A 25,482-nucleotide genomic window follows, 5' to 3' on the forward strand; every position below is an offset into this window, starting at 1 on the left:
GGGCCTTCCCGCCAGGCTTGCGCCCGGATGCTAGCCCCCAGAGGCCAGTAGTACCGGACGGGATTGCGCGCCCCAGTGCCGCGATTCAAGCCAGGCAATACACCCCATAGGGCGACGCCCTCACTAGACAGGATTACACATGTCCTTTGCCTCCCTCGGTCTCTCCGAGGCTCTAGTCCGTGCGGTCGAATCCGCCGGCTACACCCAACCCACTCCGGTGCAACAGCGGGCCATCCCCGCCGCGTTGCAAGGTCGCGACCTGATGGTGGCGGCCCAGACGGGTACAGGTAAGACAGGCGGCTTTGCCCTGCCAATCCTTGAGCGGTTGTTCCCCAACGGTCACCCGGACCGTGAACAACGCCATGGCCCGAAACAACCGCGCGTGCTGGTGTTGACCCCCACCCGCGAACTGGCCGCCCAGGTGCACGACAGCTTCAAGCTGTATGCCCGTGATTTGAAATTCGTCAGCGCCTGCATCTTCGGCGGCGTGGGTATCAACCCGCAGATCCAAGCCTTGGCCAAAGGCGTCGACGTACTGGTGGCCTGCCCCGGCCGCCTACTCGACCTGGCCAACCAGCGCGCCATCGACCTGTCGCACGTGGAAATCCTCGTTCTCGACGAAGCCGACCGCATGCTCGACATGGGCTTTATCCATGACGTGAAAAAGGTCCTCGCCAAGCTCCCGGCGAAGCGTCAGAACCTGCTGTTCTCGGCGACCTTCTCGAAGGACATCACCGACCTGGCCGGCAAGCTGCTGCACAACCCGGAACGCATCGAAGTCACGCCGCCGAACACCACGGTCGAGCGCATCGAACAGCGTGTGTTCCGCCTGCAGGCCAGCCACAAGCGCGCCCTGCTCGCTCACCTGATCACCGCCGGCGCCTGGGAACAGGTGCTGGTGTTCACCCGCACCAAGCACGGCGCCAACCGCCTGGCTGAGTACCTCGACAAGCACGGCCTGCCAGCTGTAGCGATTCACGGCAACAAGAGCCAGAACGCTCGCACCAAGGCCCTGGCTGACTTTAAAGCGGGCCAGGTTCGCATCCTGGTCGCCACCGATATCGCCGCCCGCGGCCTGGATATCGACCAACTGCCGCACGTGGTCAACTTCGAGCTGCCCAACGTCGAAGAAGACTACGTTCACCGTATCGGCCGTACCGGCCGTGCTGGCCGTAGCGGCGAAGCGATCTCGCTGGTCGCGCCGGATGAAGAGAAGCTGCTCAAGGGCATCGAGCGCATGACCAAGCAGAAGATCCCGGACGGCGATCTGCTCGGCTTCGATGCCAGCACCGTCGAGGCCGAGCGCCCGGAAGTGCGTGAGCCGCAGAAGCCACGTCAACCGCGCGGTGCCAAGCCAGAAGGCGAACGCCACGGCGGTGGCCGCAAGGACAAGGGCAAGGACAGCGGTAAAGAACACAGCCGCGCTGCCAAGCCGCAGGGCGGTCGCAGCCAACAGCCGCGCAGCTCGTCTTCGGGGCGCGCCGCCGCGCCGGCAGTGCCTGCCTTGCCTCCGGATCGCGCGCCGGACGAGTTCCGCGACGATGAAATCGATAATTTCGGCAACCGTGCCGACTATGTAAGCCCGAACCAGAACAAGCAGCAGAACCGTGGCCGTCGGCCCGGTGCGCCTGCAGCAGCAAGCGGCCCGAGCGCCAGCAATGGCGTTGGCCAGGGTGCTCGCCCAGCTAAACCACCACGCAGCAATGGCGGTGGCGCAAGCACTGGCGGCGCGGGTGCACAAGGTCGTCGTCAGGGCGCAGGTTCTGGCGGCCAAGGCGGCCAGGGCCGTAATGGCTCCGGCCGTGCACGTCCGCCGCGCGACACCCGCACCACCTCGCTGAACCGCGACGAGCTGCCACGCCAGGAAGCGGCCGTGAAAAGCCCGCGCGACAAGCAACCGGTGATCGTGCACAAGGGCTCGCGCCTGGATCGCTTCCCAACGCCGGAGCAGCTCGACGAACTGGCGAGTGCACGTCCGCGCGGCGAAAAGCCGGCCCTGCTGACGCGCAACCGCGAAGAGTCATAGTCCGCTAGCCGTATACAAAAACGCCGCCCAATGGGCGGCGTTTTTGTTGGTGCAGAGCGCGACTCAGGCCATCGGCATGGGTATCGCTGCGCTCAACCCATCCTACTGGCGTACGCCTTCAACCGAGATGATCAGCTCGACGCTTTCCGAGGCTGGACCCAGGTCTTTGCTGATGTCGAAGTCTTTCAGCTTCAGCGTGGTGCTGCCTTCGAAACCGGCGCGGTAGCCGCCCCATGGATCCTTGCCTTCGCCGATAAACTTGGCCGCAATCACCACCGGCTTGGTCACGCCATTGAGGGTCAGGTTGCCGGTGATATCGGCAGTGCCTGCGCCAGTGGATTTCACCGAGGTCGAGGCGAAGGTCGCGGTCGGGTGCTCGCCGACATTGAGGAAGTCATCGCTGCGGATGTGCTTGTCGCGCTCGGCATGGTTGGTGTCGACGCTGGTGGTGTTCAGCGTCACGTTGACCTTGCTGTCCTGCGGCTTAGCAGCGTCGAAGCTGAAGCTGCCGTCAAAATCCTTGAATGTGCCGTACAGCCAGCTGTAACCCAGGTGGCTGATCTTGAAATTGACGAAGGCGTGCTGGCCTTGCTTGTCGATGGCGTAATCGGCAGCCATGGCCTGACCAGCGCCAATCAATGCGCCACCCAGTGCCAGGGCTACGAGGGTTTTCTTCAACATGGGTATGCTCCTTGTGAGTGTGGGATGGGGCCATTCCAGCCCCGGAAACAACAAGCAGAACTAGCGACCGAACATCCGCGTCAGCGTACGGTCACGATCAATAAAGTGGTGTTTCAACGCAGCCAGGGCATGGATACCGGCGAAGATCACCAGCGCCCACGCCAGGTATTCATGCACCAGCCCGGCGAGGTCTTCCTGATCGGGAATACTGGTCAGGCTCGCCGGCACTGCAAACAGGCCAAACACTTCGATGCCACGGCCATCGGCGGTGGAAATCAGGTAGCCGGAAATCATCAGCACAAACAGGCCCAGGTACAGAAAGCCATGGCCCAGCTTGCTGGCCAGCCGGGTCATGCGCCCGTGGTTGGGCAAACTCGCCGGCGGCGGGCTAAGCCAGCGCCACAGCACTCGCCCAAGCATCACGGCAAACAGCAGCAGGCCGATGCTCTTGTGCAGGTCCGGCGCGGTCTTGTTCCAGCTGCTGTAGTAGTCCAGCCCGACCATCCAGTAACCCAGGCCAAACAGGCCGAAAACCACCACTGCCACCAGCCAATGCAAGAGGATGCTGACCAGGCCGTAACGGGAGGATGAGTTGCGCCATTGCATTGCGAGCGTTCCGTAAAAATAAGGACTGAACCACGGGATGGGGCAAGACTAGCAACAAACCTATCGATAAAAAGCGGAAATTTTCGCTTTGAAATATCGGGAAATACGATGCGTCGCCCAATCCTTTTGCACAGGCGGATTAGTCTAGCGGCACTCGGCAAAGTTCAGCGGCCAGGCTACAGGCGGCACGATAGAGCGGATCAGCGGGCGACCCGGGTAATCGCACGCGGTTGTGCCGTCCATCCACCACAGTGCTTCTGATAGGCTTGGCGCAGATGATTGCGAGCCGAGGGATGAGTAGAGCGATGAGCCTGAATGACCAGTGGATGCAGCGTGACCTGAAGGTGCTGTGGCACCCCTGCACGCAGATGAAGGACCACGAGCAGCTGCCGCTGGTGCCGATCAAGCGCGGTGAAGGCGTATGGCTCGAAGACTTCGACGGCAAACGCTACCTCGATGCCGTCAGCTCCTGGTGGGTCAACGTGTTCGGCCACGCCAACCCACGGATCAATCAGCGCATCAAGGATCAGGTCGACCAGCTGGAGCATGTGATCCTCGCCGGCTTCAGCCATCAGCCGGTGATCGAATTGTCCGAGCGCCTGGTCAAACTGACCCCGGCCGGCCTGGACCGGGTGTTCTACGCCGACAACGGTTCCTCCTGCATCGAAGTCGCGTTGAAGATGAGCTTTCACTACTGGCTCAACGTCGGCAAACCGACGAAGAAGCGCTTTGTCACCCTGAGCAACAGCTACCACGGTGAAACCATCGCGGCGATGTCAGTCGGCGACGTGGGACTGTTCACCGACACCTACAAGGCGCTGCTGCTCGACACGATCAAAGTGCCGAGCCCGGACTGCTACTTCCGCCCCGAGGGGGTGAGCTGGGAAGAACACTCGCGCCTGATGTTCGTTCATATGGAGCAAACCCTGGCCGAGCACGGCCATGAGGTGGCGGCGGTCATCGTTGAACCGCTGATCCAGGGCGCGGGTGGTATGCGCATGTACCACCCGATCTACCTGACGCTGCTGCGCGAGGCCTGCGACCGTTATGGCGTGCACCTGATCCTTGATGAGATTGCCGTCGGCTTCGGCCGTACCGGGACGATGTTCGCCTGTGAGCAGGCCGGCATCCGCCCGGACTTCCTCTGCCTGTCGAAAGCCCTGACCGGCGGCTATCTGCCGCTGGCCGCCTGCCTGACCACCAACGAGGTGTATGAGGCGTTCTACGACGACTACTCGACCCTGCGCGCCTTCCTGCATTCGCACAGCTATACCGGTAACCCACTGGCCTGCGCGGCCGCCCTTGCGACCCTGGATATCTTCGAGCAGGACAATGTGATCGAGGCCAACAAGGCCCTGGCCGCGCGGATGGCCAGCGCCACCGCGCACCTGGCCGATCATCCGCACGTTGCCGAAGTGCGCCAGACCGGCATGGCCCTGGCCATCGAAATGGTGCAGGACAAGGCCAGCAAAACCGCCTACCCCTGGCAGGAACGCCGCGGCCTCAAGGTATACCAGCACGCCCTGGAGCGGGGAGCGCTGCTGCGCCCACTGGGCAGCGTGGTGTATTTGCTGCCGCCCTATGTGATCACCGAGGAGCAGATTGATTTCCTCGCCGAAGTCGCCAGCGAAGGCATCGATATCGCCACCCGCACCTCGATCAGCGTGACGCAAGGCAATGCCAACTACCCGGGTTTTCGTGATCCCGGCTAAGCGTTCACCCTCAGCCGGCTGTATGCAGCACGGCTGAGGCGTTAAGCTTGCCGCCTCAACTGTGCCGCTGCAGCGATCAACCCATGCGCCTTTCTCGTTTCTTTATCGATGCCCCCCTGTCCCTCGGCCAGCACGAGCTGCCAGAAGCCCAGGCCCACTATATCGGCCGCGTGCTGCGGCATGCCGTGGGCGATGCGGTGCAACTGTTCGACGGCAGTGGCCAGGAGTTTCTTGGCGAACTGATCGAGGTGGGCAAGAAGAACGTGCGCGTGGAACTGCGCGAAACACTCAAAGGCCAGGCCGAATCGCCGCTGCATATTCACCTGGGCCAGGGCCTGTCGCGCGGCGAGCGGATGGACTGGGCGATTCAGAAAGCCACCGAGCTGGGTGCCAACGAAATCAGCCTGATCGTCAGCGAACGTTGTGAGGTGCGTCTCAAGGATGAACGCGCCGACAAGCGCATGGCGCACTGGCGGCAAGTGGCGATCAGTGCCTGCGAGCAATGCGGCCGCTCGGTGCTACCCATCATTAACCCGCCCATCAGCCTGAACGACTGGCTGGGGCAGGTCACCGCCGAGCTGAAGCTGGTGCTGCACCCGGTCGCGGAGCCCTGGGCCAGTCATCCGCAGCCCAAGTCACTGGCCTTTCTGATCGGCCCAGAAGGCGGGCTGAGCGACGGCGAAGTAACTCTGGCCAAGACCCAAGGCTTCCATGCCGCCCGCCTCGGCCCGCGCGTACTGCGCACGGAAACCGCGCCGGTGGTGGCGCTGAGCGTGGCGCAACAGTTGTGGGGCGATTTCTAAACCTGCGCCGGCGCTATAAAAAAGCCCGCTAACGCGGGCTTTTTGATTTGTGCGCGGTCAGATCAATCCGGCATCCGCCAGCTTCTGCTCCAGGCCGATCAGGTCCGGAATCTTCAGCACCGCATCGCCCAGCATCACCGCTTCCAGCTCCAGCGGCGACAGGGCCACATCGGCGCGTACCAGCTCGGGGCCGACCTTGATCGAGCGCGGAATGCCTTGCACCAGCACGGCAATAAACTTCACCGTCGGCCGGCCGCCCAGGGCGTTGATCACCGCCACCCGCGAACCGGGGCTGAGGCTGGCCTGGCCATCGGATGCAGCCTCGAACGACAGCAGCGGCAGACGCAGGTCACGCCAGGCCACCTGGCCGAGAAACCAGCTGGGCATGCCTTCACTGGTTTGCGGCGCACGGTAGGGAATCAGCTCGGCTACCGCCACGTTGGGCAGCAGCAGGGTGCGATCAGCCAATGGCATCAGCAGACCCGTCAGGCTGTTACCGCTGGTGGTGGAGGTGGTTACGGCTTGGCTCATGAAAAGGTCCTGTACAGGGCGCTGCCCCGAATTAACTGCACTGCGCCGCCAGGTGATTGACCAAGGCTTCGGCCAACTCGCGCGGATCGCCGCTGAGGCTGCTGTAACCGGCCTCACGCAGGCTGTCCGGCATGCTCGGGCAGGCGCAGCTGTCGGCACGCTGGGTCCAGATCAGGCCACCCTGACGGCGTACATAGGCGGCGGCGGCACTGCCGTCGCTGCCCATGCCACTGAACGCAATCACGCCACTCAGCGCGCCAAAATGCTGGGCCAGGTTGAGCATCATCTGGTCGATCGACGGGCTGTAGGGTTCCGGCCAGCCGCGCTCGGATATCTGCATCTGGCCGTCATCGCTGAAGCCCAGTTCATGGCTGATCGGCACCACCACCACTTCACCACAACGCACCGCGTCGCCGTGCCGCGCCGGGTTCACATGCCACTGGCTGTGGCGGCCCACCGCTTGCGGCAGTGCACTCTCGAAACTGGCATCGATATGCTGGGCATACACGAAGCCCACCGGCAGACCGCCTGGCAGGGCATCGAGGAAGGCTTTCACCGCAGCAGGGCCGCCCAACGAGGCCGCCAGCAACCAGACCTGCCGTGCCGGCTCACCCGCCACCAGTGGCGTACCGGCCAAGGCTGCCGGCAGATCCAGGCGCGATGGCCGCTGCGCTTCGGCTAGCAGGGCTTCCAGGCTCGGGCCGACCGCCTGTGAAGGGTCGCCGACCAGCTTCTTCAGCTTGCCGAACAGCCGCCGTTCCCAGCGTGGATAGTTTTCCGAATGGCGCTCGGGGGCATGGCCCTCACCAAACAGCACCGGAGCCGAGGCGCTTTCCATCAGGCTATCGACCAGTGGCGAATCTTCCGACTGCGCGAGGTCCACCAGCCACAGGTCGGTTTCGCAGGCGTTCAGGGTTTCCTGATCAAGGCGCGCCGGGTCGCTGTTCATCACCACCTGATAGCCGCTGCCGGTCAACGCCTGCTGCAGCACATGGCGCTGCAGCGAGGTATCGGCAATCACCGCGATGCGGGCTGCAGTTTTATCCGTCATGTGCGCTTGACCAGTTGCTGAATGGTTTCGAGCAACAAGGACTCCTGATAAGGCTTACCCAGATACTCGTTGACGCCAATGCTCATGGCTCGCTCGCGGTGTTTCTCACCGGTACGCGAGGTGATCATGATGATCGGCAGATCTTTAAGGCCTTCGTCGTGACGGACCAGAGTCGCCACTTCAAAGCCGTCCATGCGTGGCATTTCGATGTCCAGCAGCATGATGTCGGGCTTGCGTTCCTGCAGTTGCGAGATCGCATCGACGCCGTCTTTGGCGGTCAGCACGTTCATGCCGTTACGTTCGAGCAGGCGGCTGGTGACCTTGCGCACGGTGACCGAGTCGTCGACCACCATGACCAGGGTCGGCCGATCTGCTTCGATCTCCGCCGCCGTCGCCGACTGCTTGAGCAGGCGCGGCTGCAGCTGGGTGAGCAAATGCGCGTGCAGCACACGAATGGTCGCCAGCAGGTCGAGAATCACCACCACGCGGCCGTCACCGAGGATGGTCGCACCGGAAATCCCGTGCACGCCGGCGAACTGCGGCCCGAGGCTCTTCACCACGATCTCGCGCGAACCCGCCAGGGAGTCGACCTGCACCGCCACGGCGTGCTCCTTGGAGCGCACCAGAATCACCGGCAGCGGCAGGCTCTGACCAACCAATTTAGGCTGCTGGCCGTTGTTCAACAGGTCGCCCAGGTAACGCAGCTCATAGCTCTGTCCAGCGTACTCGAAGCGCGGCGCATCCGGCGCGTAGTAGGCTTCCAGCTCGTACGGGGAGACCCGCACGATACCTTCAATGGTGTTCAGCGGGATGGCGTACAGGTCTTCACCCGACAGCACCATCAGCGCGCGGTTGACCGACACGGTGAACGGCAGGCGAATGGTGAAGGTGGTGCCGGTGCCGGGTAGCGACTCGATGCTCATCGAGCCACCGAGCTGCTTCACTTCCGAGTGCACCACGTCCATGCCGACGCCACGGCCGGAGATCTGCGTGACCTTCTCGGCGGTAGAGAAACCGGCCTCGAGAATAAACTGCAGCACCTCGTAGTCGGTCAGGTCCGAGTCGGCGTCCATCAAACCGCGCTCGATGGCCTTGCGCTTGACCGCTTCCAGGCGAATACCACCGCCGTCATCGGAGAGGGTCAGGACGATATCGCCACCCTCGCGGCCCAGCGCCAGGCGAATGGTGCCCTGTGCAGGCTTACCGGCGGCACGACGCACCTCGGCGGCCTCGATGCCGTGGTCGACGGCGTTGCGCAGCATGTGCTCCAGCGGCGCGACGATACGTTCGAGTACGGTACGGTCCATCTCGCCATCGGCGTTGCCGACGACGAACTCGACCTGTTTGTTCAGTTCACCGGAAATCTGCCGCACGATGCGGCGCAGGCGCGGCACCAGGCGGTCGAAAGGCACCATGCGCGTACGCATCAGGCCTTCCTGCAGTTCGGAGTTGACCCGCGCCTGTTGCAGCAACAGGGTTTCCGCATCGCGGTTACGCGCGGCCAGGGTTTCTTTCAGGTCGAGCAAGTCGGAAGCCGACTCGAACAGTGCGCGCGACAGCTGCTGCAACTGCGAGTGACGGTCCATTTCCAGCGGGTCGAAATCTTCATAACCCATACGCTCGGCTTCGGCCTCGATACGGCTGAGGATCTGCGCCTGGGTTTCGGTATCGAGACGGCGCAACTGGTCGCGCACACGGTCGATGGTGGCTTCCATTTCACTCAGGGTGAAGCCGAAGTCACTCACCTGCTGCTCGACCCGGCCGCGGAAAATCGAGGTCTCACCAGCCAGGTTTACCAGGCCTTCGAGCAGTTCGGCCGGCACCTTCACCAGCTCCTGCGGCGCACGGCGGGACGCGGCCTCCTGGGCAGCCTCCTCGGCGCGGCGAACGAACGGCAGCACCTTGGCCACCAGCTCCTGCGCGGGCATGGCGCTGGCCGCGACAATTGGCGAGCTCAGTTCCGGCAGACGCGCCGCCGGCTCTTGCACGCTGATGCAGCTAGCCGGTGACTCATCGGCGACCAGGCTGTCATTCAGGCGCTGACGCAGGCCGTCGAGCTCCTGCTGCAGGCCTTCGAAGCCCGACTGCACATCGATAAACAGGCTTTGCGGCCAAGGCGCACCCTGATTCTGTGCTTCGGTCAGGTGCTGTTCGAGGTTATGGGTCAGGTCGCCCAGGCGTTTCTGCCCGGCCAGCCGCGCGCCACCCTTGAGGGTGTGCAGGATGCGCAGCATGTCATCAATGGCGCTCGGGTCTTCACGATCGGCTTCCAGGCGGCCGATGGCGACTTCCATCGCCTCCAGCAGGTCGTCGCCCTCTTCCAGGAAAATATCGAGAATGTCCGACTCGGCGTCGTCATCCTGACTGGCTTCGGCGGCCTTGAGGGCGACCGAGGACGGCATGCTCAGTTGCTCATCCGGGTTGGCGCGGAAACGTTTGATGGTTTCGATCAGCGCCTCGCCACTCGGCACGCCGCGCTTGCCGCGCACTGCTTCGAGCATCTCGGCCAGGCTGTCGTGGCACGCCTGGAGCAGGGTGAACAAATCCTGACTGGCGCGCAGGCGACCCTCACCCAGGCCCTCGTAGAGGAACTCCAGTTCATGGGCCAGATCACCGATTTCGCGGATCTCGGCCATGCGTGCACCACCCTTGAGGGTGTGCAGGTCACGCTGCAGCGATTCCAGCTCCAGGCTGTTGTTGACGTCGCCCATCCAGCGTTGCAGCGCCGCACCGGCGCTGTCGATGATGTCGAAACCCTCCTCGAGGAAGATTTCCACCAGTTCCGGATCACGCTCGTCATCGAACACCGTAGGCGCGGCGGCAGGCACGAAGGCCGGCTCAGGTTCGGCGACAGGGGCCGCGGCAGGCTCAATCTCGGGCCCTACTTCGGCGGCTATCTCAGCTTCTGGCTCAAGCACAGCGGGCTCAACAACTGCGTCGTCCTGCACCTCGGCCAGCTCAATCTCGCTCGGCTCGGCTTCAGGCAGCAACTCGATATCGAGCAGCTCCGGCGACACCTCCGTGAGCACGCCAAAATCGATTTCTTCCTCGACTTGCGGCAGCTCTAGCTCAGGCTCAGGCAGCTCGAACGACTCGACAACCGGCAAGGCTTCGGCTTCGGCTTCGGCAACAGGCTCGGCGGCGCTCGCTAGCACCGGCACGCTTTGTCCACCGCTCTGGCGGAAACTGCGGATCGCCTCGATCAATTCAAGTGGCTGCTGCATTTCGGCACGCGCCTGCAACTGCTCCAGCAGTTGCGCCAGGCAGTCGTGGCTTTGCTGCAACAGACTCGCCAGCGGCTGCGACAGGCTATAACGGCGATCGACCAGACCTTCGTACAAGGACTCAAGCTCGTGGGCGAGATCGCCAATCGGGCGAATTTCGGCCATCCGTGCGCCACCCTTGAGGGTGTGCAGGTCACGCTGCAGCGACGACAGCGCGGCTTTGTTGTCCGGCTCGGCGAGCCAGCGCTCCAGTGCCTGGCCGGCACTTTCGAGAATATCGACCGCCTCTTCGAGGAAGATCGACACCATTTCCTCGTCCAGCGATTCATAGAGCGCCGGGGTGGCGGGCAACTCGGTTGCCGGCTCGGCCACTTCGGCCACCTCGATGACCTCGGCAAACGGCGCAAAAGAATCTTCCGGCTCGGCGTCTAGCGCGAGCTCAGGCAACTCCAGTACGGCGTCCTGCTCAACCAGGCTCTGCTCGAGCGCAGCGGTCGCGGCATCCAACTCGACGATGTCGATACCGGAGGTGCCGTCGGTAGTCAGCAGCGCCAGGGTATTGGGGTCCAACGCCTCGGCCAGCAGATTGCGCAGCGCGATCACGCGTTCAGGCGCGCCGCTGACCTGCAGGCCGGCCGCGACCTGATCCATCATGCCGATCAGGGCCTCATGAGCCTGCTCGGCTTCGCTGAAGAAGCGCTCGCTGACGGCCAGGCGGCCTTCTTCCACCGCACCATAGAGGTCGAGCAGGGCTTCACACAGCTCGTCAATCTGCGGCAGTTCGGCCATCTCGGCACCGCGGCCGAGGGTGGTCAGCTCATCCAGCAGGGAACTCAGCTCCTGACGCTCGGACGGGTGCTCGCGCCACTTGCGCAGCAGGTCTTCGGCATCCAGCAGGATATCCATGCCTTCGGCAAGGAAGATGCTGATCATCTGCGGATCGCGCTTCTCGCCCTGCTCACTCTGGCGGCTGTTCTCCGCGTGTTCGAGGCGGTCGTTGTGCAGTTTCTGCACGCGGTCGAGGAACTCTGCAGCGCCCGGCAACACGGCCAACGGCTGGCTTTCCAGCTGTTCAAGGCCCAGGCGGAACAGCTTCTCGGCGCTGCTCAGCAGCTCCGCTTCGGCCAGGTCCATGGGGATCAGGTTGGTTTTGAATTCCTTGACCAGCTTCTCCAGCGGCGAGGCGATTTCTGCCACCGGCAAAATACCGGCCATCGACGCGCTGCCCTTGAGGGTGTGCAAGGCACGCTGCAGGTCATCGGTAACCGGCTGCGGCAATTCCTGGGCACAGTCAGCCAGGAAGCCGACCAGGGTATCGAGGTGCATCTCGGCTTCGTTGCGGAAAATCTCCAGTAACTGCGGGTCCAGACCTTCGTCGTCTTCGCTGCTCTCGGCGGTAGCGGTTGGCAGGCCCTCGGGCTCCGCTACCAGCTCAGCCGGGGCATCAGGTTTTGGGAGGCTTCGGCCTTTAGCCAAGGCATGGGCCGTCGCGGCCAGCAGATCGACATCGTCACGCTGACGTTGCGCCTTGTTGGCAAATTCATCGACCAGCGCCGGCATCAGCGCGACCACATCGGCGATCACTTGATGCACCTCGGCAGTCGGTTGAATGCTGCGGTCCAGAACGCGGTTGAGCAGGTTCTCGATCGCCCAGCCCAGCTCGCCAATCACCAGGGCGCGGACCATACGGCCGCTGCCTTTGAGGGTGTGGAAGGCCCGGCGGATCTCCGTCAGGGCGTCCTTGTTTTCGCTGTCGGCGCACCATTGCGGGAAGTACTCGCCAATGGTTTCCAGAACTTCGCCAACTTCCTCGATAAAGACTTCCAGCAGTTCTTCGTCGATCGGTTCTTCATCAGCTGGCGGCGGCAGCAGGCTCGGCGGCACGTCGTGAGCCGGCGGGTTGATCGCCTGCACCGGAGCGGCCATCACGTCGGCCATCGACAGGGCTTTTTCTGCTGCGGGCTCAACCACTTCGATATCGGCCGGGGCGCTTGGCAGATCGACTTCAGGCAGTTCCAGAGCGGCAAACTCGGCTACATCCCAATCGGCCGGGCTGGCAGCTTCATCCAGTTCAAGCGTGTCGAGCTGCAGTTCTTCGCCGCTAAACGGCTGTTCCTCGCTCACCACCAACGGCAGTGGCTCGGCGCCGGCCAGGTCGATGCTGAAATCGATCAGATCGAGATCAGCCGATGGCGCTTCGCTAGCCCACTCAGCATCGCTGGTCGTGGCTTCAATTGCGGTCGAATCCAGATCGGCAAATTCGCTGCTGAAATCGTCAGCCAGCTCCAGGCTAAGCGGCTCCTCAGCAACCGGCTCCAGGCTCAGCTCGATTTCGGCTGGCTGCTCCGGTTCGGCGCCGAGCACTTCCATATCGTCCAGCGGATCGGCCAACGGCGCGAAGGACTCTACTGGCGGCTCAACGCGGTCCAGAATCGACGGCTTTTCTTTTAGCGGGTAACCCAGGCTTTCCAGGCTTTCCTCGGCGACGTCGAGAATCAGGTCGCCCTGAGTCGCATGGTCTTCGGCCAGACGCTCGAGGTAGTACTCGACGCTGGTGATGGCATCCGCCAGGGTGTCGAGGTTCTGCCAGTTGGGCACGGCCTTGCGCGCCAGCAGTTGTTCCTGGATATAGCGGTTGCAGGCATTCAGCAGATCGGCGGCGCGTTGCAGCGGAATCATTGCCAGGCCGCCACGCACCTGCGTCAGCAATTCGGGTACGCGAGCCAGGTGTTCGTGGTTCCACTGCGAGGCGATAAATTCGATGATCGCGTCTTTGGCCTGCTCCAGGCCATTGCGCGCTTCCTTGATCACCAGCTGGTGAATCTGCGCCACATCGGTGGTCGGCAGATGGCTTTCTTCGCGGCCGCCATCCTGCGCGGGGCCGACCATACCGGCCAGGGTGGCCTCGACGTACAGCAGGGCACCGGCGACATCCATCAGCACCGCATCGCTCGGTTCGCCCTGCCCCTTGGCCAGGCCGTTGACCACCTCAAGCTGGTCAACAATAACTTTGCGCGGCTGGCTAAAGCCCAACACGGCGAGGGTGTCAGCAATCTGCTTGAGCGGCGCGGCGAGGGCGTCCAGATCGGCGACCTGAGTACGGTCGCTACGTACGAACAGATCGAGGCTGTCCTTGACCCGCACGAGCTCTTCACAGAGTGCGGCGACTACCGAACGCATGGCGTCGCGGTCTGGGCCAGCCAGGCGGGCGCGCTCTTCGTCAACGACATCGTTGTCCGGCAGGGCGTCGTCGAGGCGGTATTGATCCTTCAGACTGCGCACGCGCGGCGACTGGGCCGACGACTTGGCCACATAGAACAGCAGGTTCTTGCTCAGCTCGTCGGGAGCTGGCTGGTTCAAGCCGTCAGCACCCTGCTCGAGCAAGCGTTTGAGCTCTTTATCGACCTGACGCAACAGGGTACGCACCGACGAGCCATTGGCCACGCTGCCATTGGCCAGACCTTCGACCACACCGGAGGCGATCTGCCACAGCGGGCCGAGCGGTGAATCCTTGCAGAGGTTTTCCAGGCGCGCGAACACCCGCGCCATATAGCCCAGGTTAGTTGGCAGGTCCTGATTGCGGATCACCCCGACCAAGGCCATTTGCAGCATTTGTCGCAATTTGCGCAGCAGCACCGGCAGTTCCGCGGTGCGCAGTTGGTCGATGGTTTCATGGGACAGCGCAGGCGTGCGGCCGGACATATCCGGGGCGAACAGGCTGGTTTCCGACAGCAGTTTCTCGCCGCGTGCGGCACGTAGGTCATTGAGCAGAGGCAGCACGACCATCGGCAGGTCGCGGCGAGCAGTCTGGATGCGGTCGAGGTAAACCGGCAGCTGCAGAATCGACTGCATCAGCACTTCCAGGGCTTCGCCCTGGTTGGTCACGCGGCCATCGATCAGGGCACCGGCCAGCTGCTCCATTTCCTCGGCCAGCAACGCCGCGCCGAAAAACTCGACCATCTGCAGGGTGCCCAGCACCTGGTGCACATAGGTCTGGCAGAAACGCATGCGCGTAGCATCCTGGGGGTTCTCGACGAACGCCTCCAGCGCCTGACGCGCCTGTTTCAGGGTTTCCGCGATCTCGCCTTTAACCCATTCCAGGGCGACATAATCGTGCCGATCACCCATAGCCACTCCACTCATATACTTGGCTCTTCTGCCTTATCAAGCTGCTGAAAAACTACCTGCGTTGCCATTGCTGCGTTAAAAGCAGGCTCGAACTGCTCATTTACAGCTCGTAAACTCCGCGTTCTCGCCTGCTTTTGCCTTGCACTGGCTGCCTCGCTTACGTTTTTCAACAGCCTGTTATCCCTTGCGGGTAAACGCCAGCACTCGCTCGTCGGCCACCGGGATCAAATCCGGATGCTGCCAACCTGCTACTTCGCCCACTCCCACCACCAGCAGCCCCCCCGGCACCAGGCGCTCGGCCAGGCGGTTGAGGATCTCGCGGCGACGCCAGCGACGAAAATAGATCAACAAGTTCTGACAAAAAATAACGTCCATATCGGACATCGGTGCCTTGGCCAGCTCCAGCACATTGAGCCGGGCGCAACACACCCGCGCAGCCAAACTCGGCACCACTTTGAAACGTCCATCATCCTGGGCCAGGAAGTAGCGCTGCCCCAGGTCTGCATCCAACTGTTCCAGACGCCGCGCGCCATACTGGCCATCGCGCGCCTTGCTCAGGGCATTCAGGCTGATATCGGTGCCTGTAACCCCGAAATGATCCGGATGTTCACTTTCACGCAGGACTTCGGCCGCGCTGATGGCCATTGAGTACGGCTCTTCGCCGCTGGCACACCCGACGCTCCACAGTTCCCAGGGCTGCGTCAGGCCTTGTTGCAGGCGCTCACGCAAGTAGCTTTCAAGCACTTCAAAGGACGGACGATGACGAAAGAAACGGGTTTCCTGCACGGTCAGCCGATCCAACAGGGTCGACCACTCCACCGCACCACGCGGGCCGTCAGTCACCTGACGGTAATACGTGGCGTAATCCATCACACCCAGTTCGCGCATTCGCGCACTCAGATTGGTCTGCAAAAACGCCCGGCGGCGCTCATTGAGCACAACCCCGGTACGCTCTTCGAGCAGCACCTGCCAGTCACGAAACTCCGTGGCTGACATGTCTGCCAGAGGTTGCAAGGCCCAGACGCCTGACTGCATGTCGTGCCCCTCGCTCACGGCCATAGTCCTTGCGCAGCGGACCTTTCAGCCCGCCGCACAGCGACGCTTTAAGCCTGTTCCCCACCCGGCAAGGTAAAGCCGGATACCGACTTACGCATCTCACTGGCCATCTTGGCCAGGTTACCAATGCTCTTGGCAGTAGCGGTGGTACCGGACGAGGTTTGCGAGGTGATCTCCTGAATCACGTTCATCGTGTTGGAGATATGACCCGCCGACGAGGCCTGCTGGCGTGCGGCGTTGGAGATGTTCTGGATCAAGGCCGCAAGGGTCTTGGATACCTTTTCAATCTCTTCCAGTGCCACCCCGGCGTCCTGCGCCAGACGGGCACCGCGCACCACTTCGGAAGTCGTTTGCTCCATCGAGATAACGGCTTCGTTGGTGTCGGTCTGAATCGTCTTAACCAGCGCCTCGATCTGCTTGGTAGCAGCCGAGGAGCGCTCTGCGAGGCGTTGTACTTCGTCCGCTACCACGGCGAAGCCTCGGCCTGCGTCACCGGCCATGGAGGCCTGGATCGCGGCGTTCAGTGCGAGGATGTTGGTCTGGTCAGCAATGTCGTTAATCAGGCTAACGATGTCACCGATCTCCTGGGACGATTCACCGAGGCGTTTGATCCGCTTCGAGGTGTCCTGGATCTGCTCACGGATGTTATCCATGCCGGTGATGGTGTTGTGCACCACTTCGTTGCCTTTGTTGGCGATGGCTACGGAACGTTCCGCTACCGCGGAGGACTCCGAGGCGTTCGCCGATACCTGGTCAATCGACACGGCCATTTCGTTGATTGCCGCAGAAGCACCTGCAATTTCCTGGGCCTGGTGCTCGGAAGCCTCAGCCAGGTGCATCGCCGTGGCCTGGGTTTCCTGGGCTGCACCGGCTACCTGAACGGCGGTCAGGTTGATCGTTGCTACCAGGTCACGCAGCTGGTCGATGGAGTAGTTGATGGAGTCAGCGATGGCACCGGTGAAGTCCTCGGTTACCGTCGCGGCTACGGTCAAGTCACCGTCAGCGAGGTCGGCGATTTCGTCGAGCAGTCGCAGAATCGCCGCCTGGTTACGTTCGTTTTTCTCGGCGGTAGACGCCAGACGACGGTTGGTTTCCCGCACCATCACCAGGCCGATCAGGATGATCGAGCCGAGCGCCAGAGCGCCAAGCACGTAACCAATCAGGGTATTGATGGCGCGGCCTTTGGCCTGGTCATCAAAACCGACGGCCAGCTGCGAAGCCTTGTCCAACAGGGTCTGCGAAACGCTGAAGATCACGTTGGCCGATTCGCGCACCTGGAACAGTTCAGGCGAGGTTTCGAGAATCTCGTCCACCGAACCGGATACGAATTCGAACAGCTCGGAAATTTCCGCCAGGCGCTCGAGGGCTTCCTCGTCGCTTACCTGGGTGATTTCCATGGCGGCGTTGCCTTCCAGCATCGCCGCCAGTACGCGGCCGAACAGGCTGGCGTCGCGACCGAACATGTCGGCGGCTTGTACCGAGTCCTGGTCACCGGCGAGTACCTTGTTTACCGAACCGAGGATACGTTCTGCCAGCAAGGATTGACGCTGGGCAACCGAGACCTGGGCCGCCGGCGCACCGCTTTCCAGCAGGATGTCGACCACTTCTTCGTACTCGACCTGCAGCTGCGGGATGGTTTCCGCCAATGTGGCAGCTACCTGGTGCAGCGACAGTACGGTCTGTTCGTTGGCCAGGATGGCGTCGGTGTTCTGCCGCAGCGTATCCCAGTCTTGCTGCACCACAGCAATCTGTGGTTGCAGGGACTCAGGTGCCGCCGGCAAGCCAGTAGTCTCGTTACCGTCGGTCAGGTAGCCCCAACGCGCCTGGAAGTCGTTACGGGCATCACGCAACAGACCGAAGGCCTCGGCCGTACCGGCCGCCGCTTCGGTGGAGTTTTTCGCAATACGCTGGGACAGCACGCGCAGCTCACCGGCGTGGCCGATGTACTCCGTGTCGTAGTTGGATTGGGTGTTGATGTAGGCGAAGTTGGCGAACAACAGCACGATCGAAACAATCAGGACAATAAACAGCCCTGCGATCAATGTGCTACTGCGCGCACCTGCTAACAAATTACCTGCATTTAGTTTTTTCATTTACTGGCCCCCGCCTGGACCGACCGCACTACGGTTCCCATGTAACGCCAAAAGGCCAGCAAAGCCGACCCCACCGATAAACTGTTAATACGCCACGTCGAGAAAACCCTGGTTCTGGGCCAGCGCGTGTGGGCTGAACACCAACCAGGGCTGTTCACGTTGAAAGACTCCGTGGATAAAGGGTGCTATGGACGCCTCGAGCGGCGGTAGCTGCTCGGAGAAGGTGTCCACAGGAAAATGCTGCATGCCGAAGACTTCGTCGACCGTCAGGCCAGCGAAGACTTCCTGGTGGTCGACCACCAGCACGCGACGTTTTTTGCGCAGCGGCGACAGCTCGTTGCCGAAGAAACCGCACAGGTCCATCACCGGCAACAAGCGGCCGCGCACGTTGGCCACACCCTTGACCCAGCTCTTCACGCCGGGTAGCAGGGTATGGCGCGGCTCATGCAGCACCTCGCCCACTTCACCCATGGGCGCGACAAAGAAACGCTCACCCATGCGAAAGCCGATACCGCTCCAGGTCTGTACCACCGCCTGCTGCGAAGGCAAGCCAGCCGCCAGCGAACGACAGAGCCTGTCGATATCCAGAAGGGTTTGAAAAGGTGTTTGCGCGTCCGACATGCCAGTTGCGGCCTTATTCTTTTTTAATTGCGGACTGACTCGGTGTTAGCCGGCCAATACCGCATTCAAGGTTTTAACCAGAGTCTCTTCATCCACCGGCTTGGTCAGGTAGTCTTTCGCGCCTTGGCGCTTGCCCCAGACCTTGTCGGTTTCCTGATCCTTGGTGGTGACGATGATCACCGGGATGTGGCTGGTATCGGCGTCCTTGGTCAATTGACGGGTCGCTTGGAAGCCATTCAGACCAGGCATGACGATATCCATCAACACCGCATCCGGCTTTTCCTGGCGCGCCAGGGCTACGCCGTCGGCACCGTTTTCCGCCTTGAGTACCTGGTGACCGTGCTTTTCCAGCATGGCAGTCAGCTTGTACATTTCAGTCGGCGAGTCATCAACAATCAGAATTCGAGCCATGGTGTTTCCCAATACTTTAAAAAGGCGCGCAGCCATTCAGCTGAGCGTCAGGACGCTTGCTCCACCGGCGTAAAGTCAGGCACATGGGCTTTGATCGCACCGAGCAGCTCTTCTTTACTGAAGGGCTTGGTCAGGTACTGATCGGAACCCACAATGCGCCCCTTGGCTTTATCGAACAGGCCGTCCTTGGAGGACAGCATGATCACCGGGGTGGATTTGAAAGCGCTGTTGTTCTTGATCAAGGCACAGGTCTGATAGCCATCGAGCCGCGGCATCATGATGTCGACAAAAATGATGTTTGGATGGGTATCGGCGATCTTTGCCAAAGCATCGAAGCCGTCAACTGCGGTAATTACCTCGCAGCCCACCTTTTTCAGCAGGGTTTCCGCGGTACGACGAATCGTTTTCGAATCGTCGATCACCATCACCCTCAAACCCTCGGAATGCTGTTCCATGTTTGCCCTACCATCGCCTCGGTGAGTCGTTATTTTTGCGTTATATCAGTGCGCCTGAGGCCCTGTCACCGACGGGCTACAACCCAATCGTCGGGCCTTTTTAGCACACTCTCCTGATGCAATCTATAAGCCGCGCCGGGCCAAGGTTTTTCCTTGACCACCCAGCGCGTCAGCGCCACCCTGACGCCACATCACAGTCACGCCGCGCTTTAGTCGCTGCCATTTTACGGAGAACACCGCCATGAGCGTTCGCCTCGGCATTGTCATGGACCCGATTGCCCGGATCGCCTTCAAGAAGGACAGCTCGCTGGCCATGCTGCTGGCCGCCCAAGCGCGCGGCTGGACCCTCTTCTATATGGAACAGAAAGACCTTTACCAGTCCAAGGGTGAAGCTCGCGCACGCCTGTCAGAGCTTAGCGTATTCAACGACCCACAGCGCTGGTATGAATTGGGCAGCGAGCAAGACGTTGCCCTGAGCGAGCTCGACGTGATCCTGATGCGCAAGGATCCACCCTTTGATAACGAATTCATCTACTCCACCTACTTGCTGGAACAAGCCGAGCAAGCCGGTGTGCTGGTGGTCAACCGACCACAGAGCCTGCGTGACTGCAATGAAAAGTACTTTGCCACGCAATTCAGCCAATACACCCCGCCGACCATCGTCAGTCGCCGGGCCGACATTCTGCGCGAGTTTGCCAACGAGCAGCGTGACATCATTCTCAAACCCCTCGATGGCATGGGCGGTTCGATGATATTTCGCCACCGCGAGGGCGATCCCAACCTCTCGGTGATCCTCGAGGCCCTGACCAATCACGGCCAGCAGCAGATCATGGCCCAGGGCTACCTGCCGGCGATCAAGGATGGCGACAAGCGCATTCTGATGATCGATGGCGAGCCGGTGCCGTATTGCCTGGCGCGCATCCCGGCGGCCGGCGAAACCCGCGGCAACCTGGCCGCTGGCGGGCGCGGCGAAGCACGCCCACTGAGCGAGCGCGACCGCGAGATCGCCGCTGCCGTTGGCCCGACTCTGCGCGAAAAAGGCCTGTTGTTCGTCGGCCTGGACGTGATCGGCGAACACCTGACCGAGATCAACGTCACCAGCCCGACCTGCATCCGCGAGATCGATGCGGCCTACGACACCCGAATCGGCGAGCGGCTGATGGACAAGATTGCCGAGAAGCTCAATGCGCGCAGTGCTTCATAGACTTTTGCATGCGCCCTCGGCAGACTGCGCGGCAACCTGAGCAGACCCGATATGCGATGAACGCAGCCGCCCAACTTCCCGAACTTGCCAGCGCCGGCGTACAGCCGGCGGACCGCCTGGGCTTTACGCTGTTCCTTGCCGCCGTGCTGCATGCGGCGCTGATCCTCGGTGTCGGCTTTACCCTGGCCGAACCGAACCAGCTGAGTAAGACGCTGGAAATCACCCTGTCGACCTTCAACAGCGAGGAAAAGCCCAAAGAGGCCGACTTCCTCGCCCAGAACAATCAGCAAGGCAGCGGCACCCTGGAACACAAGGCCGCGCCCAAGACCACCGAACAGGCACTGTTCCAGGACAGCCAGGTCAAGCGCGTCACCCCACCCGCCACGCCGCAACAGCCCGCTGTCCGCAAGGAAGCGCCCAAGGCCGCCGTAGCCACCCGCGCACCGCAGCCGCAGAAAACCCCGGTCAAACGCGAAGAAACCAAACCCACGCCCGCCGCACGCCCGGCACCGGTCTTCGACAGCGCGCAGCTGTCTTCGGAGATCGCCAGTCTGGAAGCCGAACTGGCCCTGGAAGTGCAGCAATACGCCAAGCGACCGAAGATCCATCGCCTCAACGCCGCCTCAACCATGCGCGACAAGGGTGCCTGGTACAAAGACGAATGGCGCAAGAAGGTTGAGCGCGTCGGCAATCTCAACTACCCCGACGAAGCCCGCCGCCAGGGCATCTACGGCAGCCTGCGGCTACTGGTGTCGATCAACCGTGATGGCACCCTCTATGAAGTGCAGGTACTGGAGTCTTCCGGCCAGCGCACCCTCGACCAGGCAGCGCTGCGCATCGTGCGCCTGGCCGCACCGTTTGCACCCTTTACCGGCGATCTGGCCGATATCGATCGCCTGGAAATCATCCGCACCTGGCGCTTCGAGCGCGGCGACCGTCTGTCGAGCAACTGATCAGGCAGACTTTTACCGGCCGCTGCCGCGCAGCGCTTGAAGCCAATGGCCTGAAGCCTGAAACTAACGCCCATGAAAGACGCCAGCCCCAGCTACCTCAAGCACCACTTCCTGATCGCCATGCCGCACATGGCCGATCCGCATTTCGCGCAGACCGTCACCTACCTGATTGATCACAACGAACACGGGGCCATGGGCCTGGTGATTAACAAGCCCAACGGCCTCAATCTGGCTGACGTGCTTGAGCAACTGCGCCCGGACGAGGAGCCGCCGGCGCTGTGCCAGAGCCTGCCGATCTTTACCGGCGGCCCGGTGCAGACCGATCGAGGCTTTGTTCTGCACCCCAGCGGCCCGCAGTTTCAGGCCACCCTGGAGCTCGGCGAACTGGGTCTGTCGACCTCGCAGGACGTGCTGTTCGCCATCGCCGACGGCACTGGCCCGGACAAATACCTGATTACCCTTGGTTATGCCGGCTGGGAGGCTGGACAGCTGGAAGCTGAGCTGGCCGACAACGCCTGGCTGACCTGCCCCGCCGACAATGCGATCCTCTTCGACCTGCCCTTCGATCAGCGCCTGAATGCCGCAGCCGCGCGCCTGGGCGTCAACCTCAGCCTGCTCACCTCACAAGCCGGGCACGCCTGATGGCCGAGGCGAACGCAAAACCGCTGCGCCTGCTGCTGGGCTTCGACTACGGCAGCAAACAGATCGGCGTCGCGGTCGGCCAGGTCATCACCGGCCAGGCGCGCGAGCTATGCATCCTCAAGGCGCAGAACGGCGTGCCGGACTGGCAGAAGGTCGAAGCGCTGATCAAGGAATGGCAGCCGGACGCCATCGTCGTCGGCCTGCCACTGAATATGGACGGCACGAAAAGCGAGATGAGCGACCGCGCGGAAAAATTCGCCCGCCGCCTTAACGGCCGCTTCAATCTGCCCGTGCACACCCACGACGAACGCCTGACCACCTACGAGGCCAAGGGCCAGCGCCTGCAGCAGGGACAGAACAGCGGTTACCGCGAGCGCCCAGTCGATGCCCTGGCCGCCGCCCTGCTGCTGCAAGGCTGGCTCGAAGAAAATTGCCTGGGCTGACGCCCACCTAGTTTGCACCTGGAGTGTTGCCATGAGCTTACCCAACCCGGCCGAACTGCTACCGCAAATGGCCGCCGCGCTGACCCGCCACCTGAACCAGCGGCAGATCAGCGAACCGCGCTTTATCGGCATTCGCACCGGCGGCGTCTGGGTCGCCCAAGCGCTGCTGGCCGCACTCGGCCGCCAAGACGCGCTGGGCATTCTCGATGTGTCCTTCTACCGCGACGACTTCACCCAGAACGGCCTGCACCCGCAGGTGCAACCGTCCAAGCTGCCGTTCGAGATCGAATGCCAGCACCTGGTGCTGATCGACGACGTGTTGATGAGCGGCCGCACCATCCGCGCCGCCCTCAATGAACTGTTCGATTACGGCCGCCCGGCCAGCGTGACTCTGGTCAGCCTGCTCGACCTGAATGCCCGCGAGCTGCCAGTGCGCCCCGACGTGGTCGGCGCGACCCTGTCGCTGGCGGCGGATCAGCGGGTAAAATTGTCCGGCCCCACGCCGCTGACCCTCGAACTCCAGACGCTTGCCAACTGAGACTCGCCAGATGACGACCATAGCCGCCAAGCGCCCGCTGCAGCTGAATGACCAAGGCCAACTGCGCCACTTCCTGTCCCTCGACGGCCTGCCGCGCGAGTTGCTGACGGAAATCCTCGACACCGCCGACTCCTTCCTCGAAGTCGGCGCGCGCGCGGTGAAGAAAGTCCCGCTGCTCCGCGGCAAGACCGTGTGCAACGTGTTCTTCGAGAACTCCACACGCACCCGCACCACCTTCGAACTGGCCGCCCAGCGCCTGTCTGCCGACGTCATCACCCTCAACGTGTCGACCAGCTCGACCAGCAAGGGCGAAACGCTGTTCGACACCCTGCGCAACCTCGAAGCCATGGCTGCCGACATCTTCGTCGTGCGCCACGCCGACTCCGGTGCCGCGCACTTTATTGCCGAGCATGTCTGCCCGAACCTGGCGATCATCAACGGCGGCGACGGCCGTCACGCGCACCCGACCCAGGGCATGCTCGACATGCTGACCATCCGCCGGCACAAGGGCAGCTTCGAGAATCTCTCGGTGGCGATCGTCGGCGACATCCTGCATTCGCGGGTGGCGCGCTCGAACATGCTCGCGCTGAAGACCCTGGGTTGCCCGGATATTCGCGTGATTGCGCCAAAAACTCTGCTGCCGGTTGGCATCGAGCAATACGGTGTGACCGTCTACAGCGACCTCGCCGCGGGCCTCAAGGACGTCGACGTGGTGATCATGCTGCGTCTGCAGCGTGAACGCATGACCGGCGGCCTGCTGCCCAGCGAAGGCGAGTTCTATCGCCTGTTCGGCCTGACCGAAGAACGCCTCAAGCTGGCCAAGCCGGATGCGCTGGTCATGCACCCGGGACCGATCAATCGCGGCGTGGAGATCGAATCGGCGGTGGCCGACGGCCCGCAGTCGGTGATTCTCAACCAGGTCACCTACGGCATCGCCATCCGCATGGCCGTGCTGTCCATGGCCATGAGCGGACAAAACGCCCAGCGCCAATTCAATCAAGATGCCGAGGAGCAGAACTGATGCGTATCCGTATCCTCGGAGCCCGAGTGATCGACCCCAGCAGCGGTTTCGATCAGCAGGCCGATATCTTTGTCGAAAGCGGCAAAATCAGCGCCATCGGCCAGGCTCCAGCCGGCTTCGTCGCCGAGCAGAGCATCGACGCCCAGGGACTGATAGCCGCACCTGGCTTGGTCGACCTTAACGTCGCCCTGCGCGAGCCGGGCTACAGCCGCAAAGGCAGCATCGCCACGGAGACCCTGGCGGCGGCCGCTGGCGGCGTCACCAGCCTGTGCTGCCCACCGTTTACCAAACCGGTGCTGGACACCCCGGCCGTAGCCGAGCTGATCCTCGACCGCGCCCGCGAAGCCGGGCACACCAAGGTGTTCCCGATTGGCGCACTGAGCAAAGGTCTGGAAGGAGAGCAGCTGGCCGAACTGGTGGCGCTGCGCGACGCGGGCTGCGTGGCCTTCGGCAACGGCCTCGATAGCTTTCGCAATAACCGCACCCTGCGCCGCGCCCTGGAATACGCAGCGACCTTCGACCTGACGGTGATCTTCCACTCGCAGGACCACGACCTAGCCGAAGGCGGCCTGGCACACGAGGGCGCTGTCGCCAGCTTCCTTGGTTTGCCGGGCATTCCGGAAAGCGCGGAAACCGTGGCGCTGGCCCGTGACCTGCTGCTGGTCGAGCAGACCGGCGTGCGCGCGCACTTCAGTCAGCTGACCAGCGCCCGTGGTGCCCAGCTGATCGCCGACGCCCAGGCCCGTGGCCTGCCGGTGACCGCCGATGTGGCCTTATACCAACTGATCCTTACCGATGAGGCGCTTAGCGATTTCTCCAGCCTGTACCACGTGCAGCCGCCACTGCGTACCGCCGCCGACCGCGACGGCCTGCGCGCCGCGGTAAAAAGTGGGGTGATCTCCGCGATCGCCAGCCACCACCAACCGCACGAACGCGACGCCAAGCTCGCCCCCTTCGGCGCTACCGAGCCCGGCATCAGCAGCGTGCAACTGCTGCTGCCGCTGGCCATGAGTCTGGTGCAGGACGGCCTGCTCGACCTGCCCACCCTGCTCGCCCGCCTGAGTAGTGGCCCGGCACAAGCGCTGCGCCTACCCGCCGGCCGCCTGAGCGTAGGTGCGCCCGCCGACCTGTTGCTGTTCGACCCACAGACCTCGACCCTGGCCGGAGAAAGCTGGTACTCGAAGGGGGCCAACTGTCCGTTTATCGGCCATTGCCTGCCCAGCGCCGTGCGCTACACCCTGGTCGACGGGCACGTCAGCTACAAAGCCTGATTCATCGCGCCA

General features: G+C 62.6%; 20 protein-coding genes. 10 read left to right on the forward strand and 10 right to left on the reverse strand.

What is annotated here, in order from left to right; genetic code table 11:
• Window positions 1-139 precede the first annotated feature (139 nt).
• On the forward strand, window positions 140-2,026 hold the full coding sequence (locus tag WBK23_RS02070; protein ID WP_424482330.1) for a DEAD/DEAH box helicase: 1,887 nt from the start codon (window positions 140-142) through the stop codon (window positions 2,024-2,026).
• Between the two features lie 102 nt (window positions 2,027-2,128).
• Here the strand turns inward: WBK23_RS02070 and WBK23_RS02075 are convergent, their stop codons facing one another.
• Together WBK23_RS02075 and WBK23_RS02080 are read right to left on the reverse strand one after the other, a co-directional pair.
• Window positions 2,129-2,707, reverse strand: coding sequence for a YceI family protein (locus tag WBK23_RS02075; RefSeq protein WP_424482331.1), 579 nt, complete (start codon window positions 2,705-2,707; stop codon window positions 2,129-2,131).
• Between the two features lie 60 nt (window positions 2,708-2,767).
• Window positions 2,768-3,313: a cytochrome b gene (locus WBK23_RS02080; protein ID WP_424482332.1), complete on the reverse strand. Its 546-nt coding sequence runs from the start codon at window positions 3,311-3,313 to the stop codon at window positions 2,768-2,770.
• A 305-nt stretch (window positions 3,314-3,618) separates the two neighbouring features.
• On the opposite strand from WBK23_RS02080, the gene WBK23_RS02085 reads away from it, so the two are divergent.
• Together WBK23_RS02085 and WBK23_RS02090 are read left to right on the forward strand one after the other, a co-directional pair.
• Entirely contained in the window at window positions 3,619-5,025 is a 1,407-nt protein-coding gene (locus WBK23_RS02085; RefSeq protein ID WP_424482333.1) for an adenosylmethionine--8-amino-7-oxononanoate transaminase, read from the forward strand.
• Between the two features lie 83 nt (window positions 5,026-5,108).
• Window positions 5,109-5,828: a 16S rRNA (uracil(1498)-N(3))-methyltransferase gene (locus tag WBK23_RS02090; protein WP_424482334.1), complete on the forward strand. Its 720-nt coding sequence runs from the start codon at window positions 5,109-5,111 to the stop codon at window positions 5,826-5,828.
• Between the two features lie 57 nt (window positions 5,829-5,885).
• Here WBK23_RS02090 and WBK23_RS02095 read toward each other — a convergent pair whose 3' ends face one another.
• The 8 genes from WBK23_RS02095 to pilG all read right to left on the reverse strand — a co-directional run bounded on the left by WBK23_RS02095 (window position 5,886) and on the right by pilG (window position 19,398).
• On the reverse strand, window positions 5,886-6,359 hold the full coding sequence (locus tag WBK23_RS02095) for a chemotaxis protein CheW (RefSeq protein WP_424482335.1): 474 nt from the start codon (window positions 6,357-6,359) through the stop codon (window positions 5,886-5,888).
• Between the two features lie 31 nt (window positions 6,360-6,390).
• Complete coding sequence (locus WBK23_RS02100) at window positions 6,391-7,410, reverse strand: chemotaxis protein CheB (protein ID WP_424482336.1); 1,020 nt, start codon at window positions 7,408-7,410, stop codon at window positions 6,391-6,393.
• The gene (locus tag WBK23_RS02105) at window positions 7,407-14,762 is read right to left on the reverse strand and encodes an Hpt domain-containing protein (protein WP_424482496.1); all 7,356 of its coding nucleotides are present in this window, start codon (window positions 14,760-14,762) and stop codon (window positions 7,407-7,409) included. Before WBK23_RS02105 ends, WBK23_RS02100 begins: the two co-directional genes overlap by 4 nt.
• A gap of 177 nt (window positions 14,763-14,939) precedes the next feature.
• Window positions 14,940-15,797, reverse strand: a complete 858-nt coding sequence (locus tag WBK23_RS02110; protein WP_424482497.1) for a protein-glutamate O-methyltransferase — start codon at window positions 15,795-15,797, stop codon at window positions 14,940-14,942.
• Window positions 15,798-15,865: 68 nt separating this feature from the next.
• Window positions 15,866-17,911, reverse strand: coding sequence for a methyl-accepting chemotaxis protein (locus WBK23_RS02115; RefSeq protein WP_424482337.1), 2,046 nt, complete (start codon window positions 17,909-17,911; stop codon window positions 15,866-15,868).
• Window positions 17,912-17,995: 84 nt separating this feature from the next.
• Window positions 17,996-18,532 carry a chemotaxis protein CheW gene (locus WBK23_RS02120; protein ID WP_424482338.1) on the reverse strand — a complete coding sequence of 179 codons (537 nt, stop codon included), beginning with the start codon at window positions 18,530-18,532 and terminating at the stop codon, window positions 17,996-17,998.
• A gap of 45 nt (window positions 18,533-18,577) precedes the next feature.
• Window positions 18,578-18,943, reverse strand: a complete 366-nt coding sequence (pilH, locus tag WBK23_RS02125) for a twitching motility response regulator PilH (protein WP_108485952.1) — start codon at window positions 18,941-18,943, stop codon at window positions 18,578-18,580.
• Window positions 18,944-18,990: 47 nt separating this feature from the next.
• Complete coding sequence (gene pilG / locus WBK23_RS02130) at window positions 18,991-19,398, reverse strand: twitching motility response regulator PilG (protein ID WP_108094981.1); 408 nt, start codon at window positions 19,396-19,398, stop codon at window positions 18,991-18,993.
• Between the two features lie 241 nt (window positions 19,399-19,639).
• Between pilG and gshB the strand changes: the two genes are divergently transcribed.
• The 7 genes from gshB to WBK23_RS02165 all read left to right on the forward strand — a co-directional run bounded on the left by gshB (window position 19,640) and on the right by WBK23_RS02165 (window position 25,470).
• A complete protein-coding gene (gene gshB / locus WBK23_RS02135) occupies window positions 19,640-20,602 on the forward strand; it encodes a glutathione synthase (protein ID WP_424482339.1) in 963 nt (320 codons plus the stop codon).
• 56 nt (window positions 20,603-20,658) lie between these two features.
• A complete protein-coding gene (locus WBK23_RS02140; RefSeq protein WP_424482340.1) occupies window positions 20,659-21,555 on the forward strand; it encodes an energy transducer TonB in 897 nt (298 codons plus the stop codon).
• Between the two features lie 72 nt (window positions 21,556-21,627).
• Window positions 21,628-22,197 carry a YqgE/AlgH family protein gene (locus tag WBK23_RS02145; protein WP_424482341.1) on the forward strand — a complete coding sequence of 190 codons (570 nt, stop codon included), beginning with the start codon at window positions 21,628-21,630 and terminating at the stop codon, window positions 22,195-22,197.
• Entirely contained in the window at window positions 22,197-22,640 is a 444-nt protein-coding gene (ruvX, locus tag WBK23_RS02150) for a Holliday junction resolvase RuvX (protein ID WP_170048555.1), read from the forward strand. Before WBK23_RS02145 ends, ruvX begins: the two co-directional genes overlap by 1 nt.
• Before the next feature lie 31 nt (window positions 22,641-22,671).
• Window positions 22,672-23,178 (forward strand): bifunctional pyr operon transcriptional regulator/uracil phosphoribosyltransferase PyrR, encoded by a 507-nt coding sequence (gene pyrR / locus WBK23_RS02155; RefSeq protein WP_424482342.1) that lies wholly within the window; start codon window positions 22,672-22,674, stop codon window positions 23,176-23,178.
• 10 nt (window positions 23,179-23,188) lie between these two features.
• Window positions 23,189-24,199: an aspartate carbamoyltransferase catalytic subunit gene (locus WBK23_RS02160; protein ID WP_424482343.1), complete on the forward strand. Its 1,011-nt coding sequence runs from the start codon at window positions 23,189-23,191 to the stop codon at window positions 24,197-24,199.
• Window positions 24,199-25,470, forward strand: coding sequence for a dihydroorotase (locus WBK23_RS02165; RefSeq protein WP_424482344.1), 1,272 nt, complete (start codon window positions 24,199-24,201; stop codon window positions 25,468-25,470). The genes WBK23_RS02160 and WBK23_RS02165 overlap by 1 nt, the downstream gene beginning before the upstream one ends.
• Window positions 25,471-25,482: the final 12 nt, after the last annotated feature.

It is taken from the genome of Pseudomonas sp., from assembly GCF_049653025.1.
GTDB lineage: Bacteria > Pseudomonadota > Gammaproteobacteria > Pseudomonadales > Pseudomonadaceae > Aquipseudomonas.